Here is a 19507-nt window from a genome sequence, read left to right as displayed (position 1 = left end):
TCGTCTTCGTCATTGATGGTCTCCTGTCGTGGGTCGCAGGAACAGAAGCGCCTGTCCGGTGGTGACCGCGGTGCTGCCCGCGATGGCGCCGAGCACCGCGAGGTAGCCCTCGAGCAACCGGTGGGCTCCCATGTCTTCGAGACGGTCGTTGTAGTAGGACAAGACGATCCGTGGTCGCGGGTCCTCCGTGACGTCCAGGCGTACGGAGAACTCGGTCTGGTTGCGGGTGCCGTCGCGCTGGGTGCCGTCCGGCGTGTTCGACGTCTGTTGCGCCTGCAGTGCGGGCGACACCGGGTAGTTCGCCACGACGACCACGGAGTCGAACAGCGGCCCGCCGTCATCCGTGCCCTGCAACGCACCGGTCGGCACCGACGCGTGCTCGGCACCCTCGACCCGGGCCAGCTGGAAGCGGTCGAACAGGGCCGTGAGCGACTCGTCCGGATCGATCGACACGCGCACCGGCAGCGCCGAGACGAACATGCCGACCGCCCGCTCGTCGACGCCACGGTCGCGGCCGGCCGAGACCACCCCGACGGTCACGTCGGTGCGGTTCAGCCGGGCCGCCGCGGTCAATGCCCAGCCGGCGCACACGAGGGTCGACACCGTGTGCCCGTGCTCGGCGGCCCGGGCGCGCAGCGCGTCGGCGACCGGTGCGTCCAGTGCGGTCGTCAGGCGGCTGAAGCGGGACGGGCCGAGCGCACCCGGGGCCGCCGCGAGCCTCGACGGCCGCGCGCCGTCGAGCCGCTGTCGCCAAAAGGCGGCGTCCGCGGCGGGATCGGCGTCGTCGACGACGTCGTGCGGCACGGGCGACAGCGCGGCCGGCTGCCCGGTGACCGCGGCGAGGTACAGCGCCAGCAGCTCGTCGAGCAGCACCAGGTTGGACCAGCCGTCGGCGAGCAGGTAGCTCTGCACCTGCCCCATCCACCACGACGACGGCCCGCGCACCAGCCAGACCCGCCACAGCGGCACGGCGGTGACGTCGGTGCGGCCGGACCGCTCGTGCTCCAGCAGTGCGATGAGCTCGTCGGCGACCGCTCCCGTCTCCCGGTCGTGCCAGTCGAGCACCTCGACGACCGGGTCGAGGGTGTCGGCGACGACCCGCAGCCAGGTGCCGTCGTCGCGCCGGCGGAATCCGGTGCGCAGGCTCGCGTGCCGCCGGGACAGTTCGCGCCAGGCGGTGGTGAAGCCGACCGGGTCGACGTCGAAGGGCAGCTCCATCGTGGACTGCATCTGGTACAGGCCGGGCACCCAGGCGCGCTCGAGGACGTCGAGCATGTGCCGCTGCATGGGCGTCGGCAGGAGGCCGGCGTGCGGCCCCTGCGCCGGTACGCTCACCGGGGCGACGGTGTCGTCCTCGTCGAGGGCCTTCGCGAGCGCTTCGATCGTCTGGTGGGCGAACACCATCCTCGGTGTGACCGGCAGCCCGCCGCGGCGGGCGGCGCTCGCCATCCTGATGACGCCGATCGAGTTGCCGCCGAGGGAGAAGAAGCCCGCGTCGACGGGGACGTCGTCGGTCTGCAGGACGTCGCGCCACAGCGTCACCAGCCGCCGCTCGGTGTCCGTGGCCGCGGCGCGCCCGGCCGGGGCGGCCACCGTCGGCACCGGCAGCGCCTTGCGGTCGATCTTGCCGTTGGGGGTCAGCGGGAAGGTCTCCAGCCGGACGAACGCGCCGGGCACCATGTGCTCGGGCAACCGCGCCGCCAGCGCCCGCTTGAGCGCCTCGTCGTCGGGGCTGCGCGTGCCGGGCGGGGTGACGAGGTACGCGACGAGCGTCTTCACGCCGTCCCGCGCACCGTGCGCGGTGACCAGACCGGACCCGCCGCCGAGCAGGTCCCGCAGGGCCGCCTCGACCTCGCCGGTCTCGACCCGGTATCCATTGATCTTGATCTGGAAGTCGATCCGGCCGAGCAGCTCCAGGTTGCCGTCGGGCATCCACCGGGCGCGGTCGCCGGTGCGGTACAGCCGGGTCCCGGCAACGTCACTGAACGGGTCCGGCACGAACCGCTCGGCGGTCAGCGACGGCCGGTGGTGGTAGCCCCAGCCGACGCCGGCACCGCCGAGGTACAGCTCGCCGGCCACCCCGACGGGCAGCGGGCGCAGCGCCGGGTCGAGCACGTAGGCGGTCTGGTTGGCCATCGGCGCCCCGTACGGGATGCTCCGCCAGCGCGGGTCGACGCGGTCGATGCGGTAGATGGTGGAGTCCATCGAAACCTCGGTGGCTCCGCCCATGCTCACCAGCTGTGCGTCCGCGCGCAGCCGGCGGGCGGCGCGCTGGGGCAGCGACAGTGGGATCCAGTCACCGCCGAGCAGCACCAGCCGGATCGGCAGCCGCGCACCGTCGCGGGCCTCCGCCTCCTCGACGAGCAGCCCGAACAGCGCCGGTACCGAGTGCCAGACGGTGACCCGCTCGCGCTCGATCGTCTCGATCCAGCGGTCCGGTGAGCGTTCGTCCCGGGGCTGCGGGAACACCACGGCCGCGCCGGCCATGAGGGTGCCGAAGACGTCGTAGGCGCTCATGTCGAACGCCAGCGCCGACACGCCGAAGACCCGGTCCGCCGGTCCGACGTCGAAGCGCCGGTTGAAGTCGGTGAAGTTGTTGATCCGTCCCCGATGGTCGAGCAGGACACCCTTGGGCCGGCCCGTCGAGCCTGACGTGTAGATCAGGTACAGCAGGTCGGTGGGGCGCACCGCGCGGTCCGGCCGGGTGGTGGGGCTCCCGTCGCCGGCTCCGGCGTCGAGGACCGTCAGCTCGTCGGTGGCGAACCCGGCGGCACCGCCGACGACGATCCGGGCTCCGGAGTCGGCGAGCATCCAGCGGAGGCGGTCGGCGGGGTACCGGGGGTCCAGCGGCACGTAGCCGGCACCGATCTTGGCGATCGCCAGCTGTGCGACGACGAGGTCGACACCGCGCTCCAGGCAGACCCCGACGCGGTCGTGGCGGCCGCAGCCGCGCGCCAGCAGCACGTGGCCGAGCTGGTTGGCCCGGGCGTCCAGCTCGGCGTAGCTGACCGTCACGTCACCGCAGATGACGGCGGGTGCGTCCGGCTGTCGGTCCGCCCACGCCTCGAACAGTCCGTGCGCGGTCATGTCGGCGGGGAAGCGCTCCTCGGTGCGGTTCCACGCGCCGACGACGAGGTCCCGCTCCTGCGGGGTGAGCAGCTCCAGGTCGCCGACCCGGTCGGTCGCGGCGGCGCAGAGCATGGTGAGCAGCCGGTGGTAGTGGTCGAGCAGACGCTCGGCGGCCTCGGTGTCCAGCACCGACTCGTCGAACTCCAGCGACACCAGGACCTCGCCGTCGGTGACCGCGCACGACAGGTCGAGGGGGAACTTCGCGGTGCTGGAGTGCAGATGGGCCGGGGCGAGTGACAGACCCGGCAGATGCAGCTCGCGCCCGGGGCCGTTGTTGAACACGAACATCGCCTCGAACAGCGGGCTCTCGGCGAGGCTGCGCTGCGGCGCGAGGCCGTCGACGAGAACGTCGAAGGGCATCTGATGCTCGCGCGCCCAGAGTGACCGGTCGGTGATCCGGGCCAGGACGGCGGCCAGGCTGTCCCGTGGCGCCACGTCCGCGACGACCGGCACCGTGTTGGCGAAGTAGCCGATGAGGCGCTCGGTCTGCCGGTTACGGTTGGCCATGACGGTGCCGATCGCGAACCGGGAGACGCCGGTGTAGCGGTGCAGCAGTACGGCAAAGGCGGTGAGCATGACGTTGAACGACGTCGAGCGGTGCGCGCCGGCGGTGCGCTGCAGGTCCCGGCCGAGCTGCGCGTCCCACTGACGGCGGATGCGCCGGCCGGTCCTGGCGGTGGCGCGGTCCACGCCCGGCGCCAGGGCCAGCGGCTCCGCGCCGTGCAGCTGCTCCCGCCACTGCCCGACGAGCTCGTCGTGGTCGGCGGGCTCCCGGGCGCGGTCGTGCGCGGCGGCGTCGGCGTAGTCGATGTCCAGCTCGGCGACCTTCGGCGGCCGCCCGGTGCTCGCCGCGTCGTACAGCTCCGCGAGCTCCTCCAGCAGGACCCCGACCGACCAGGCGTCGGTGGCGATGTGGTGCACGACGAGGACCAGCAGGTGGTCCTCGGCGGTGATGCGCAGCAGGCGCCCGTGCAGCACCGGACCGTGGCGCAGGTCGATCGGGGCGGCCGCCTCGCGCTGCGCGGCGGCGAACGCGGCCTCCTCGCTGTCGACATCCTCGACCGGCAGGTCGACCGGCCCGGCCGGCTGCACCACCTGCTCGAGCGAGCCGTCCGGGTGCTGGTGGTACACCGTGCGCAGGACGGCATGCCGGGTGACGACACCCTCCAGCACGGTGCGCAGGGCGGGCACCGACAGGTCACCGCGGAGCCGGACGCCGTAGGGCACGTTGTACAGCGGCTGCCCGTCCGCGAGGGACTCGGCGATCCAGAGCTGTTCCTGGCCTCGGGAGAGCGGGCAGGGCTGCTGCGGGTCGCGGCGGTGGATCAGCCGCTCCACGGCCCGCTTGCGACCACGGTCGAGCAGCAGGGAGGCCAGCAGATCGCGCTTGGCGTCGGACAGGCTCTGCAACGGGCCCCGCTGCTGCAGGAGGCCCTGCTCTGCCTCGGTCTGCGTCATCACGCCTCGCTCTCGGGTTCGGGGGTCAGCAGGGCGCGTGCCTCGTCGTCGGTCAATTGCCCCAGCAGTTCCTCGAACTCCAGGCGCTCCTCGTCGCTGAGGCTCTCCAGCTGCCGCTCCTGCAGGGCGCCGGCGATGCCGCGCACGGTGGAGCGTTCGAAGACGGCCCGCAGCGGCAGTTCGACGTCCGTCTGCGTGGACAGCTCCGACACCAGCCGGGTGGCGAGCAGGGAGTGGCCGCCCAGTTCGAAGAAGTCGTCGAGGGCGCCGACGGGTGTCGCGCCCAGCAACGTCTCGAACGCCGCCGCGACGAGCCGCTCGACGGGGCCGGTCAGGTCCTCGTAGTGCCGCCGGACGCGCTCGACCACCAGGTCGTCGGCGAGCAGCGCGGAGCGGTCGACCTTGCCGTTGGGGGTGCGCGGCAGGTCGTCGACGAACACGTAGCCACCGGGGATCATGTACCGCGGCAGGCGGGCCGCCAGGGCGGCGGCGATCGCGGCCGGGTCGCGCTCGGTGCCGGCGACGCACGCCGTCAGGCTCGGCTCGTCGTCACCGCCGCGGACCACGACGGCGGCCTCGGTCACGCCCGGCACCGCGCGCAGCGCCGTCTCGACCTCACCCGCCTCGATCCGAAAACCGCGCACCTTGAGCTGTTCGTCGAGGCGGCCGAGGAACTCCAGCCGCCCGTCGCGCAGCAGCCGGGCGCGGTCGCCGGTGCGGTACAGCCGGGCGCCGGGCTCGGTGGCGTACGGGTCGGGAACGAACCGGTCCGCGGTGACCCGCGGGTCGCCGAGGTAGCCGCGGCCGACCACGAGACCGCCGATGGCGAGTTCGCCGGGCACCCCGAGCGGCTGGGCCCACCCGTCCTCGTTGACGACGTAACTGGTCACGCCTGCGACCGGGTGGCCGATGGTGACGGCGCGGTCGGTCGGTGGCGGGCTGGTCAGCAGCGCCAGGTGGGTGTCGTCGGAGCACTCCGCCGGCCCGTAGGCGTTGACCATCGGGATGCCGGGGAAGCGGCGCAGCCAGTCCGCGCACAGGTCCGGCGGCAGCGCCTCACCGGTCGCGATCAGGTACCGCAGGCTGCCCAGACCGGCCGTGTCGGCCCGGTCCGTCCCGGCGGCCCGGTCCAGCAGCGTCCGGATCATCGCGGGCACGAGCTGCAGGACGGTGACCCCGCGGTCGCGCACGAGTGCGGTCAGCGCCGCCGCGTCGCGGCTGGTGTCGTCGTCGCTGACGACCACGGTCGCACCGCGCATGACCGCCACCAGCATCTGCCACACGGAGATGTCGAAGGACTGCGACGCGGTCTGCGCGATGACGTCACCCGCGGCAAGGTCCAGATCCTGCGCCATCAGCTCGAGGTGGTTGAGCAGGCCGCCCTGCTCGATCTCGACACCCTTGGGCTCACCGGTCGTCCCGGAGGTGAAGATGACGTAGGCGCGGTGCCGGGGGTCGTACCGGTGCAGCCCCAGGGTCCGCTCCCCGGTGACCGGCTCGTCGAGCCGCAGCCGCGGCCGGTCGCCGGCCAGCGCGTCGAACCGGTCCGCCGCCCCGACGTCGGTGGCCACGACCGCGTCGCCGAGCCGGTCGAGCATCGCGGTGACACGCTGGTCCGGCAGCCCCGGGCTGACCGGCACGTACGTCGCGCCGATCTCACCGCAGGCCAGCGCCACGGCGATGTGCTCCGCCGAGCGCCGGGCGGACACCACGACCGCCGGTTCGGCGCCGGTGACCAGCGCGGAGAGCCGGTCGGCCAGCCCGGCCACGACGTCGCGCAGCTCCCGGTAGCTCCAGACCCTGGCGCCGTCGACGACGGCCGGTGCGTCCGGGGTCCGCTCGGCCCACCGCTGCAGCGCCTCGGCGGTGCTCGGCGGTGTGAAGGCCGCAGGCCCCGCGCAGAGGGCCGCCTGCGCTCGCAGCTCCTCCGCCGGCCGCAGCTCGAGGGCGTTGAGCGGGTGCTGAGGGGCCTCGGCGATGCTGCGCAGCAGCGCCTCGAAGTGGTCCAGGAGCTGCTCGCCGGTCTCGGCGTCGAACAGGTCCGCGTTGAGCTCCAGCGTCGCGTGCAGGCCGTTCTTCTCCTCGGCCAGGTCGAAGCTCAGGTCGAACTTCGCCGTGCCGGCCGGGGCGTGCAGCCGCTCCAGCTTCAGGTCGCCGAGGTCGATCTCCGAGTACGGGGCGTTGTGCAGCACGAACATGACCTGGAACAGCGGGCTGCGGCTCAGGTCCCGGCTCGGCTGCAGCGCGTCGACGACCCGGTCGAACGGGACGTCCTGGTTGGCGTAGGCCGACAGCGTCGTCGCCCGGACCCGGTCCAGCAGCGCGGTGAACGGCTCGTCACCGGACAGCTGGTTGCGGAACACGATGGTGTTGACGAAGAACCCGACGATGTTCTCGGTCTCGACCGAGCGGGTCGACACCGGGGTGGCGACCGTGATGTCCCGGGCGCCGCTGTAGCGATGCAGCTGCGTGTTGAACGCGGCGAGCAGCGTCATGAAGAGCGTCGCGTTGTGCGCCCGACCGATCCGCCGGACGTCGTTGACCAGGTCACTGCCGATGACCCGGCGAATCGTCAGGCCCTGGCTGCTCATGGTCGCCGGCCGGGGGCGCTGAGCCGGGAACTCCAGCAGCGGCGCCGGGTCCGCCAGGGTGGCGCACCAGAAGTCCAGCTGCGACTGGTAGTCGCCCTGCTCGACCCGGGCCCGCTGCCACGCGGACCAGTCGGCGTACTGCACGTCCAGCGGCGGCAGTGGCGACGCCGTGTTCAGGCAGCGGGCCTGGTACAGGGCCGCGAAGTCCCGTACGAGCACCTGGAGCCCCCAGCCGTCGGCGACGACGTGGTGGACGGTCAGCACGAACACGTGGTCCTCGTCGCGGATGCGGATGAGCGTCGCCTGTTCCAGCGGCGCCCGGTCGAGATCGAAGCGCTTGCCTGCGGCGTCCTGGACGCACTGCTGCCAGCGCCGCTCGACCGTCTCGTCGGGCTCGCCGCCCAGATCGACGTGCGCCAGAGGCATGGTGACGGCTGCGATGTCCTCGACGACCTGCGACACCACGCCGTCGCGCATGACCAGCCGGGTCCGCAGCACCTCATGCCGCGCGACAAGCTCGTCGAGCGTGGCGGCCAGCGCGTCCGTGTCCAGCGGCCCGCGCAACCGGACGACGGTGGCGCTGTTGTACGCCCCCGTGTCGCCCTCGAGCTGGTCGAGGATCCACAGCCGCTCCTGGCCGTACGACGACGGCAGCGGGCCGGTGCGGGGCAGCGCGACGACCGGCTCGGCCGGGGCCGCGCCGCGGGCCATGCCGTCGATGTGCGCGGCAAGCTGCCGGACCGTCTGCAGCTCGAACAGCGTGCGCAGCGCGATCTCGCAGTCGAACACCCGCCGGATGCGCGACACGACCTGCGTTGCCATCAGCGAGTGGCCGCCCAGGTTGAAGAAGTTGTCCTCGGGCGACACCCGAGGCGCGCCCAGGACGTCCTGCCACACGCCGGCGACCAGTTCCTCCGTCGGCGTCAACGCCGCCTCGGGGCTGTCGTCCTGCGCCGCGGCCTGGGTCGACAGGTCCGGCAGGGCCGCCCGGTCGATCTTGCGGTTCGGGGTCAGCGGGAACGCGTCGAGAGCCACCACGGAGGCCGGCACCATGTACTCCGGCAGCCGCGAACGGACGAACGCCTTCACGTCGTTGCCGATCAGTTTGGCCGTGCCCGCGTCCGGGATCACATAGGCGGCCAGGACCGTCTCGCCGCCGGCGTCCTCCCGCGCCACGACGAGCGCGTCGCGCACACCCGGCGCGGCGCAGACGACGTGCTGGACCTCGTCGGTCTCGACCCGGTAGCCACGGATCTTCACCTGGTTGTCCGCCCGTCCGAGCGGCACGACGACACCGTCGATCGCGTAGCGGCCGATGTCGCCGGTGCGGTACATGCGGTCTGCGGCGTCGCCGGTGAACGGGTTGCGCACGAACTTCGCGGCGGTGAGCCGCTCGTCGCCGGCGTAGCCCAGCGCGATGTGCGGCGAGCGGATGACGATCTCGCCGGCCTCGCCGACACCCGCGAGGTTGCCCGCCTCGGTGAGGACCAGCAGCTGCACGTCCCGCATGCCGCGGCCGAGCGGGTAGGTGACGCCCGGATCCTCCTCGGCGGTGCTGTCCGCGGCCGGCACGACGAAGTAGCCGACCGCCCGCTGTGACTCGGTCGAGCCGTACAGGTTGACGCACGTCGACGAGCCCGCCATCCGGGCGATGGCCCGCACGTCACGGCTGGTGAGCGCGTCACCGAGGAAGAAGACCCGCTCCAGCAACGGCAGCGTGCCGGGGGCGATGGTGAGCTGGTTGAACAGCCGCGCCATCGGCGGTGTGAGGTGGCCGACGGAGACCTGGGCGGTGCGGAACCACTGCGCGAGCCGGCCCGGGGTCTCGATGTCGGCCTGCGCGGGGACGCAGATCGTCGCGCCCGTGCACAGCGGCGTGAACACCTCACGATGCAGCGGATCGTGGCTGATCCCGGACAACATGCTGTAGCGGTCGGTGTCGCGCAGCCCGAACGTCTCGACCATCCACGGCACGAAGTGCGTCAACGATCCGTGGCGGCCGCGGATGCCCTTCGGCTTGCCGGTCGACCCGGACGTGAAGGCGATGTAGGCGCAGTCGTCGGCGGTGACCGCGACGGGAGCGGTGCGCTGCATGCCGGCCGGGACGAGATGCCGGGCGTCGTCGAGCCGGCTGGGCAGCTCGAAGCGGCAGCGCAGCGGGAACGCCTGCAGCGCCGTCTCCACCGGCAGCGGCACCGCCCCGGCCGCCGCCAGCTGCAGGAACGCCGACGGCTGGGCGACCTCGAGGCAGTCGGCGATTCGACCGGCCGGGTAGCTGGGATCGACGATGGCGAACGAGGCCCCGGTGCGCAGCACGGACAGGATCGCCCAGACCAACGACGCGCCACGCGCGCCGTAGATGGCGACCACGTCGCCCTTGGCCACCCCGTGCTGGGTCAGGATGCCGGACAGTGCCGCGGTCGCCCAGGCCAGGTCACCGTAGCTGAGGTCCTGTCCGGGCTCCATGAGGGCCATGCGCTGCGGTTCCCGCTCGGCCCAGTCCTCGAACCGCTCGACGACGGAGCCCATCCAGGTCGCGTCGAGCGTCGCGGTGAGGTCGGGCAGCTGCCGGCGAGCCAGCGGCGTGTCCAGCCGCAGCTCGTCGATCGGGCGGCCGCTGTCCTCGGCGGCCTGCTCCAGCACCCGGATCCACTGGGCGAGCAGTTCCCGCATCGAGGCCGCGTCGAACCTGTCGGCGGCGTAGACGAGGTCGAGGGTCAGCTCGTCGCCCGGCTCGACGTAGAACGTCAGGTCGAACTTGGCGCCGAGGTCCGGCGTGGAGAACGGGCTGGCCTCCAGGCCCGTCAGACCGGCGTCGTGCTGCGGGATGTTGAGCAGGTTGAGGTACACCTGGAACAGCGGCGTGGTGGTGAGGTCCCGCTCCGGCGCCAGCCTGCCGACCAGCGTCTCGAACGGGACGTCCTGGTGCTCGTACGCGTCGAGGGTGCTGCTGCGGACCCGGTCGAGCAGCTCCCCGAACGTGGGGTTGCCGGTCAGGTCGGCGCGCAGCACCACCGAGTTGATGAAGAAGCCGATGAGGTCCTGGACCTCGCGCTGCCCGCGACCGGCGATGGGGGCGCCGATGGCGAAGTCACGCTGGCCGGACCGCCGGCCCAGGGTCACCTGCAGCGCGGCCGCCAGCACCATGAACAGCGTGCCGCCGGACGCGGCGGCGAGCCGCTCGAGCTGTGCCCGCAGCGGCGCCGGAATGCCGGCCCGCACCCGGTTGCCGTCCGGGTTCGCGTCGGCCGACCCGGTGCGGGTCGCCGGCAGCACGAGGTTGGGCAGGCCTTCCAGCCGCTCGGTCCAGTGGCTGATGGAGTCCTCCAGCGCACCGGAGTCGAGCTGGTGACGCTGCCACCGGGCGAAGTCCTGGTAGGTCACGTCGAGCGGCGGCAGCGACAGCTCCGCCGGGCCGCCGGCCTCGTGCGAGTAGTACACGGCCAGGTCGCGCTTGAGGATCTCCATCGACCAGCCGTCGCCGACGATGTGGTGCAGCGTCAGCACCAGCACCGTGTCCTCGGGGTCGATCGTGAGCAGCCGGATCCGCAGCAGTGGCCCGGCGGTGAGGTCCATCGGCGTGGCTGCCTCACGGGCGACGATGTCCAGCGCCTCGGCGATCCTCTCCCGGGTGTCCGCCCCGCGCAGCACGGTGCGTGACAGCGGGATCTCGACGTGCGGCAGGACCCGCTGGGAAGGCAGCCCCTCCTCGTCGATGACGACGGTGCGCAGCGTGGTGTGCCGGTCGACGAGCCGGTCGACGGCGCGTTGCAGGGCGGCCTCGTCGAGCCGGCCCGCCAGCCGGATCGCGCCGGCCAGGTGGTAGCGGCCGCTGGTGGCGCGCTGGCCGGCGTCGCGCTCCAGCTGCTCCAGCACCCACAGCCGCTCCTGCATGACCGACAGCGGTGCGTCGCCCGGGCCGGTGTACGCGGCGACCCCGTCCGCCGGGCCGCTCGCCGCGGCGTCGCAGCGAGCGGCGTAGTCACGCAGCACGGGCGTCTCGAACAACGTGCGCAGCGGCACGTCCCGGCCGAGCTCCTCCCGCACCCGGGAGGTGATCACGGTGGCGAGCAGGGAGTGCCCGCCGAGGGCGAAGAAGTCGTCGCCGGCGCCGACCGCGCCGACCTCGAGGATCTCCGACCAGATCCGGCCGACGGCACGCTCCGTCGGCGACTCCGGCTCGGCGAACGCGGCGTTGACGTAGTCGTCTCGGTGCGGGCGGCCCAACCGGCTCATGTCGAGCTTGCCGCCCGGCAGCCGGGGCAGTTCGGACCGCACGGTGTAGGCGACCGGCACCATGTGCGCCGGCAGCACGGCCGCGCAGGCCCGTTCGAGCGCCTGTGGAGTCACCTCGGGCTCGGCCGACTCGACGTAGGCCACCAGCACCTCGTCCGCCTGGCGGACCACGGCCTCGGCCACACCGGGCTGCGCCAGCAGGACCGACTCGATCTCACCCGGCTCGATGCGGAAACCGCGCAGCTTCAGCTGGCTGTCGGCGCGGCCGCAGTAGTCGACCGTGCCGTCCGCACGAACCCGGACGAGGTCGCCGGTGCGGTACATCCGCGCGCCGGGGACGGCGGCGAACGGGTCGGGCAGGAACCGCTCGGCGGTCAGTCCGGGCCGGCGGTGGTAGCCCACGGCCAGGCCGGCGCCGCCGGCGTACAGCTCACCGATGGCACCGGTCACCACCGGGCGCAGGTCGGCGTCCAGGATGTACGCGGCCCCGTTCGGCAGGACCGAGCCGAGCGAGGCGGGATCGCCCGGCAGGCAGTCGGCGGCGGTGACGGCGACCGTGCACTCGGTGGGGCCGTAGGCGTTGACGAAACGACGACCGGGCGCCCACCGGGCGACCAGTTCGCCGCGGACCGCCTCGCCACCGGAGACGAGCGTCGCCAGCCGGGGCAGTGCCCGGTCCGGCAGCGACGCGATCACCGACGACGGCAGCAGACAGATGGTGATGTCACGCTCGGCGAGGACGTCGGCCAGCGCCTCACCGACCAGCGCGTGCGCACGCCTGACGACGCACAGCGTGCCGCCGGCGGCGAGGGTGGAGAAGATCTCCCAGACCGAGGCGTCGAAGCTGAGGCTAGCGAACTGCAGCATCCGTGAGTCCGCGCCGATGCCGAAGCATGGGCCCTGCGCGGCGGTGAGGTTGGCCAGGCTGCGGTGCGCGACGAGCACACCCTTGGGCCGGCCGGTGGAGCCCGAGGTGTACATCAGGTAGGCGGCCGAGCCTGGATCGGCGCTCGGCAGCGGGTCGGCGGTCGGCGGCTCGCTCAGCGCGGCCTCGACCAGCTCGCGGGTGAGCACGCCGCGGGCACCGGAGTCCGCGAGCATGAAGGCCCGGCGCTCGTCCGGGTAGGCAGGGTCGATCGGCAGGTAGGCGCCGCCGGCGCGCTGCACGGCCAGCAGCGCCACCACGGCCTCGATGGACGGCTCGACCGACACCGCGACGACGTCACCCGCCGCGACGTCGAAGCGCCGCCTGACGACCCGCGCGACGTGCTCGACCTGCGCGTACAGCTCGGCGAAGGTCACCGCCCGCTCGCCGTCCTCGACCGCGGTGGCGTCCGCGCGGGTGCCGGTGACCCGCGTGAACTGTGCCCAGAACGTGTCGACGGTGGGCTGCCCGGCCCTGTCGTGCGGCCAGTGGTGCAGGGACGCGGTGGCGGACGGTGTCGCGACGCGCTCGTCCGGGCGCCGCGCGATCGCCTGAGCCGTCTCGCTGAACAGCCAGGCGATCTGCCGCGCGGTCTCGGGATGGAACAGATCCGAGTTGTACTCGAGCCATCCGCTCAGCGCGCCGCCGTCGTCCGCGATCTCGAACGTCAGGTCGGTCTTGGCGGTGCCGGTGTACAGCGGCGCCGTCTCGGCCCGCAGCCCGGGCAGGGCCGGGGCGGGGAGGGCTCCACTGTGGACGTCGAGGATGACCTGGAACACCGGGCTGCGGCTGGTGTCACGCTCGTGGCCGACCGCCTCGACGATGGCGGAGAACGGGACCCACATCCACGGCATCGCCTCCAGGGTCGTGGTCCGCGTTCGCGTCAGCAGCTTCCGCCCGGTGTCACCGCCGGGCACGTCGAAGCACAGCGGGACCGTGTTGACGAAGAAGCCGACGACGTCGTCGTAGGCGCCGTCCGCGGGGCGGTTGGCGTCGGGCACGCCGATGACGACCCGCCGCTGGCCGGAGAGCCGGCTCAGGGTCGAGGCGAGGCAGGCGGAGAGCACCATGAACACGGTCGCCTGCTGGTCCCGGGCGAGACTGCGCAGCAGCGCGGAGTCCGCAGCACTGAGCTTCAGCGGTACCCGCGCGCCGGAGAACGTCTGCAGGGCCGGCCGCGGCCGGTCGAACGGCAGGTCCAGGGCGCGCGGTGCGCCGCTCAGGTGCGACGCCCAGAACTCCAGGCCGCGCCGGCCGGTCTCGGACTCCAGCCGGGCGCTCTCGTGCACGGCCCACCGCGTGTAGTCGTGCGCCGGGCCGCCGGACGCGTCGGCGCCGCCGGCGTACAGCTCGGCCAGGTCGTCGGCGATGACCTGGATCGACCGGCCGTCGGAGACGATGTGGTGGAACGCGAGCAGCAGGGCGTGCTCGTCCGGCGCGAACCGCACCAGCGCGGCGCGCATCAGCGGCGGCGTGGCGAGGTCGAAGGCCCGGCCGGTGAACCCGGCGGCGAGCCGCGCCAGCTCGGGCTCGCGCTGCGCCGGCGCGCTGCCGCTGCGGTCGAGGACCTCGAACGGGCATCGCAGCCCCTCGCGCACGACGGGAACCGGGCGGCCGTCGTCGTCACGGAACCCGGTGCGCAGCAGTGGGTGGCGCTCGACGACCGCGTCGAGCGCGGCGCGCAGCGCATCCTGGTCGAGCGCACCGTACAGCCGCAGCACGCCGGGCACGACGTAGGCGCTGGAGCCGGGTGCGAACTTCTCCAGGAACCACAGCCGCCGCTGGCCCAGTGACAGCCGTGGCTCGACCGTGCCCGCCGGTACACCGGCCGCGGCGTCGGCCGTCTCGCCGGCACCTGCCGCGTCGGGCCCGGTGTCGCCGGCCGCGGCGGCGAGCTCGTCGATGCGGGTCGCCTGGGCGCGCAGGGTGACCGACTCGAAGAACATCCGCAGCGGCGGTTCGACGCCGAACTCCCGGCGGACGCTGGTGTTGAGGCCGGCGGCGCGCAGCGAGTGCCCGCCGAGGGAGAAGAAGTCGTCGTCGGGCCCGGCGTCGGAGACCTCGAGCACTTCGCGCCAGAGGGCTGCGAGCCGCTGCTCGGTCGGGGACATCGTCGCCGAGCTGTCCGCCCGGGCCACCTCGTGGGCGAGCTCGCGCAGCGCGGCCGCGTCGACCTTGCCGTTGGGGTTGAGCGGGATCTGCTCCAGGGTCAGCAGCCGGGTCGGCACCATGTAGCTGGGCAGCTCCCGGTGCATCCAGTCGCGCACCTGGGCGATATCGATCCCGGCGCCGGTGACGGCCGCGATGAGCTCGGTCTCGCCGGAGCCGCGCAACGCGATGACCGCCGCCTCCACCACGTGGGGGTGGCGGCGCAGCACCACGTCGATCTCGCCGAGCTCGATCCGGTAGCCGCGCACCTTCACCTGCTGGTCGGCACGGCCGACATAGCGCAGCTCGCCGTCGCCGGCCCGGCGCACCAGGTCACCGGTGGCGTAGAGTCTCCGGCCCGGCTCGGTCGCGAACGGGTCGGGGATGAACCGCTCCGCCGTGCGGCCCGGCATCGAGGCGTAGCCGCGCCCGACACCGATGCCGCCGATGTACGCCTCGCCGACGATGCCGTCGGGGACAGGCCGCAGCGCCGCGTCGAGCACGTGGACGACCGCGTCGGTCATGTCCGCGCCGATGGAGACGTCCCGGGCGCGGGCGCCCCGGCCCGAGTCCGGGCGCAGCAGCGCCACCGTCGAGCACACGGTCGTCTCGGTGGTGCCCCAGCGGTTGAACAGCGACACGTGCCCGCGGTCGGCGGCGAACCACTGCGCGAGCTTGTCGGGGTGCGTCGCCTCGCCGCCGATGAGGACCGCGCGCAGGGTCGGCGGCACCGTGACCCCATCGCCCAACGCACTGACCAGCACGTGGAAGAAGGCCGTCGGCACGTCGAGCAGCGTCAGTCGCTGCTGCTCACACCAGGCCCAGAACCGCTGCGGGGAGTCCAGCACCGACTCGTCGCGCAGGACGAGCGTCGCACCCTGGATCCAGGCGGAGAAGATCTCCTCCAGGCACGGGTCGAAGGTGAGCGGCGCGAACTGCAGCACCCGGTCACCGGGGCGCACGTCGATCGCGTCCAGGAAGGACAGCAGGTAGCTCACCAGCGACCTGTGCTCGATCTGGACGCCTTTGGGCCGGCCGGTGGAGCCGGAGGTGAAGATGACGTAGGCGAGGCTGCCGCCGGACACGACGAGCTCGGGGCGGTCCGCATCCGGCCGCGGGGCGTCAACGCGGGTGGTCGCGCCCAGGTGCCCCGCGAGCTCGGCCGTCTCGGCGTGGCACAGGATGCGGGCGCAGCGCGCGTCGCCGACCATGTCGATGAGGCGGGCCTGCGGCAGTTTCGGGTCGAGCGGGACGAACGCGGCGCCCGACTTCATGACGGCGAGCATCGCGATGATGAGCTCCGGCGACCGGCGCAGGCACAGCCCGACCGTTTCCTCGGGCCGCAGCCCGGCCTGCCGCAGCTCGTGGGCCAGGGCGTTGGCGGCCCGCTCCACCTCCGCGTAGGTCAGCTCCAGGTCACCGGCGGCGATCGCGACCTCGTCGGGGATACGCTCGGCGGTCCCCTCGAACAGCTCGTGCACCGAGGTCACGCCCGGCAGGGTCCGGGCCGGGACGGCGGCGCGGGTCAACGACTCCGTCCGCCCGGCGAGGCGCAGCGACCCGATCGGCGCCTCCGCCCCCGCGGCCAGCTGCCCCAACAGGTCCAGGTACTGCTGCCCGAGCTGCTCGGCGAGCGCCGGGTCGAAGCGGTCGGCACGCACCAGCAGGTGCGCGAGGATGCCGTCGCCGGCGGGAACGGCGTGCAGCGTGATGTCGAACTGGGTGGCGAGCTCGGTGACCGGGAACGGCTCCAGGGTGAGGTCCTTGAGCGACGTGGACCCGGTGCCGCCGCCGAACATCACTGACGTGACGTCGCTGCCGATGCCGTTGTGGGGCCGCTCGAACACGACCGCGGTGTTGATGGCGGCCGACACGTTGCCCCGCGCCCGCAGCAGTTCGACCAGCCGGCTGTACGGGAAGTGCTCATGGGACAGCGACTCGCGCAGCTGCCCGCCGGTGCTGCGGATCAGGTCGGCGACGCTGGCGTGGGCGTCCAGACCGACGCGCACCGGGACGGTGTTGGAGAAGTAGCCCAGGGTGTTGCGGAAACGCGCCTGCGGACGGCCGGTCGTGGTGACGCCGACGATGAAGTCGTCCTCGCCGCTGTGCGCGCCGATGAGCACCTCGAAGGCCGCCAGCAGCACCGTGAACAGGGTCGTGCCGCAGCCGGCGGCGATGCGCTCGAGCTCGCCGAGCACCTCGGGGCCGACGGTGACCCGGTGGCCGGCGATGCCTTGGCCGGGCTGCTCCTGGTAGGGCAGCGTCGGGGCGTGCGCGTCGCCGGAGAGCAGGTCCAGCCAGTACCGCTGGTCGTCCTGCCACTGCGCGGAGCGCTCGTAGTCCTGCTGCCAGCGGACGAACTCCTCGTATCCGACGACCGCCGGCAGGACGGGCTCCCGCCCGCGCGAAAGTCCACTGTAGATGGTGGCGAGCTCGTCGAAGAACGTCACCACCGACCAGAAGTCTGTGATCGCGTGGTGCTGCGCGACCACCAGCACGGGTGCGCCGCTGCCGACGAACAGCCCGGCCCGGGCCACGTCGCCGCGTTCGAGGTCGAACGGGGCGAGGGCACACGCGTCCACCTGCTCGCGCAGCGCCGACTCCGGCTGCCCGGCGAGGTCGACGACGGCGAGCTCGAACGGTCGCTGCGGGTCGAGCCGATGCCAGCGCCGGCTGCCGTCCACGCCGAAGCTGGAGGTCAGGATGGGGTGCCGGGCGCCGACGTGACGCACCGCGTCGGCGAGCACCTCGACGTCGACCGGTCCGGCCAGCCGGACCGCGACGGAGACGTTCTGCTGGGTGTCCGGGCCCTCGAGGTCGCGGATGAACAGCAGCGACTGCTGGCCCGCCGAGAGCGGGACGAGCTCGGTGTCCCCCGATCGCGGTGTCGCCGCGGCCGTCTCCTGCGGCTGTGCCCGCAGCCGGGCGTCGATCGTGGCCGCCACCTCGCGCAGGCTCACCGGCCGCAGCAGCAGGCTCGGGTCGGCGACGACGCCCAGGTGCTCCTCGATGGTGAACGCGAGCTCGATCGCCGCGACGGAGTCCAGGTCGAGGTCGGCGACGGTGACGGCCCGCTCGGCGCGCCTGCCGGCGCGGCTGAGGCTGTCCTCGATCGCGGCGATGCGCTGCTCGGCGTTGAGCGCGAGCAGCTCGGCCCGCGAACCGAACGTGAGCGCCTCCGCCCGCGTCGCCGGGTCGGCGGCGGAGCGGCGGTACAGTTCGCCCTCGACGTCGCCGTCGCGGTACGCGGTCCGGCTGGCCAGGCGCTGCACCTTGCCGCTGGAGGTCTTCGCGAGGCTACGCGGGGCGAGCAGGACGACGTCGCGCATGGTCACGCCGTGCTCGTCCAGCAGCGCCGCGGCGATCGCGTCGGCGACCAGCGGCAGCTCGTCCGCGGGCGTGTCCGCGGTGACCTCCTGGAAGACGACGCACTGCTCGCCGTCGTCGGCCTCGACCGAGAACACGGCGGCGCAGCCGGGGCGGGCCCGGTCGCTGGCGAGGACGGCGGTCTCCTCGAGGTCGGTCGCGTAGAGATTCCTGCCGCGCACGACCATCATCTCTTTGAGTCGTCCCGTGACGTAGAGCTGCTCGTCGTGGACGAACCCGAGGTCGCCGGTGCGCAGGTAGGCCCGCTGGTCACCGGTGAGTCGGGCGGCGAACGTGGTCGCGGTCGCGGTGTCGTCGCACCAGTAGCCGGCGGCGACGGACGGGCCGCTGACCCACAGTTCGCCGATGGTGCCCGGGGCGACCGCCTCACCCGTCTCCGGGTCGACGACGGCGACGGCGTGGTCGGCGGCGACGCGGCCGGAGGAGACCACGTGGTCGCCGTCCGGGCTGAGCTCCGCGCGCCCCTTCTCCAGCGCCTGCCGGTCGAGCTGGAGCCGCTCCGGTCCGCGCCCGCGGCCGCTGCCTGCGACGAACAGCGTCGCCTCGGCGAGCCCGTAGCACGACAGCAACGCCGAGGGGTCGAACCCGCTGGCGGCGAAGGCCTCGGTGAACCGCGTCAGGGTCTGGTGGCGGACCGGCTCTGCACCGCAGAACGCCACCCGCCAGCTCGACAGGTCGAGGGCGGCGCGCTCCTGCGCGGTGCTCTTGCTCACGCACAGGTCGAAGGCGAAGTTGGGTCCTCCGCTCAGCGTGCCGCCGCGGGCCGAGATCGTCTCCAGCCAGCGCATCGGGCGGCGTAGGAAGTCCAGCGGTGACATGAGGATGTTGTTCATGCCGAACAGCAGCGGCTGCAGCACACCGCCGAGCAGGCCCATGTCGTGGTAGAACGGCAGCCAGGAGACCGTGACGTCGCCACGGACGAGGCCGAAGTTGTCGGCGATCGCCAGACCGTTGGCCAGCAGGTTCTCGTGCGTGACAACGACACCTCGCGGGGTGCCGGTTGAGCCGGAGGTGTACTGCAGCAGCGCAACGGAGTCCTGGCGCAGGTCGGGCTCACGCCAGTCGTCGGCGCCGTCGGACATCTCGTCCTCGACGACCAGCCACGGCAGCCGGGCCAGCTCCGGCGCCTGGTCGACCAGCACCGCGGTGAACTGGTGCACCAGGCCGGTCGACAGCACGATCTCGGCCTGCGAGTTCTGCGTCACGGCCCGCAGCCGGGGCAGGGTCCGGGCCAGTCGCATCGGGTCGGGCGGGTAGACGGGCACGGCGACCATGCCGGCGTACAGGGTGGCGAGGAAGCCGACGATGAAGTGTTCCCCGGGCGGGAACAGCAACATGACGCGTGCGCCGGGGGTGCCGGTGCGCAGCAGCGCGACCGCCACGGCCCGAGCCCGTCGGTCCAGTTCGAGAATGCTGAGCGTCGTTCCCGTCGTCCCGCTGTCAGCGAGGAACTCATATGTCACGTCGGCGCCGCGCTCGTGCACGTTGCGGCGAATGACTTCAACGATGGAGTTGTTGAGGCGCATAGAAATTCCCCGTGTCAGCATCGAGTTTCGGAAACTCCGGTGCGGTGGTCCATACTGCGATTCGCACAGGCTGCCAACCATTCCGTTCCCGGACATGGTGGCAGACT

2 protein-coding genes are annotated in these 19507 nt (G+C 73.0%); both read right to left on the bottom strand.

Annotation, left to right across the window (positions count from 1 at the left end; translation table 11 throughout):
* Positions 1-9: 9 nt before the first annotated feature.
* On the bottom strand, positions 10-4587 hold the full coding sequence (locus tag ABZS66_RS11910; protein ID WP_354757100.1) for an amino acid adenylation domain-containing protein: 4578 nt from the start codon (positions 4585-4587) through the stop codon (positions 10-12).
* A complete protein-coding gene (locus ABZS66_RS11905; RefSeq protein WP_354757099.1) occupies positions 4587-19400 on the bottom strand; it encodes an amino acid adenylation domain-containing protein in 14814 nt (4937 codons plus the stop codon). Before ABZS66_RS11905 ends, ABZS66_RS11910 begins: the two co-directional genes overlap by 1 nt.
* Between the last annotated feature and the right edge of the window lie 107 nt (positions 19401-19507).

Source organism: Dactylosporangium sp. NPDC005572 (assembly GCF_040605515.1).
In the GTDB taxonomy this organism is placed as follows: Bacteria; Actinomycetota; Actinomycetes; order Mycobacteriales; family Micromonosporaceae; genus Dactylosporangium.
Note: the sequence above shows the minus strand (reverse complement) of the source record. Positions and strands in the feature narration are given on the sequence as shown.

Excerpts from the sequence above, each read along its gene's own strand:
- ABZS66_RS11910 (WP_354757100.1), bottom strand. The coding sequence starts at position 4,587 with ATGACGCAGACCGAGGCAGAGCAGGGCCTCCTGCAGCAGCGGGGCCCG.
- ABZS66_RS11905 (WP_354757099.1), bottom strand. The coding sequence starts at position 19,400 with ATGCGCCTCAACAACTCCATCGTTGAAGTCATTCGCCGCAACGTGCAC.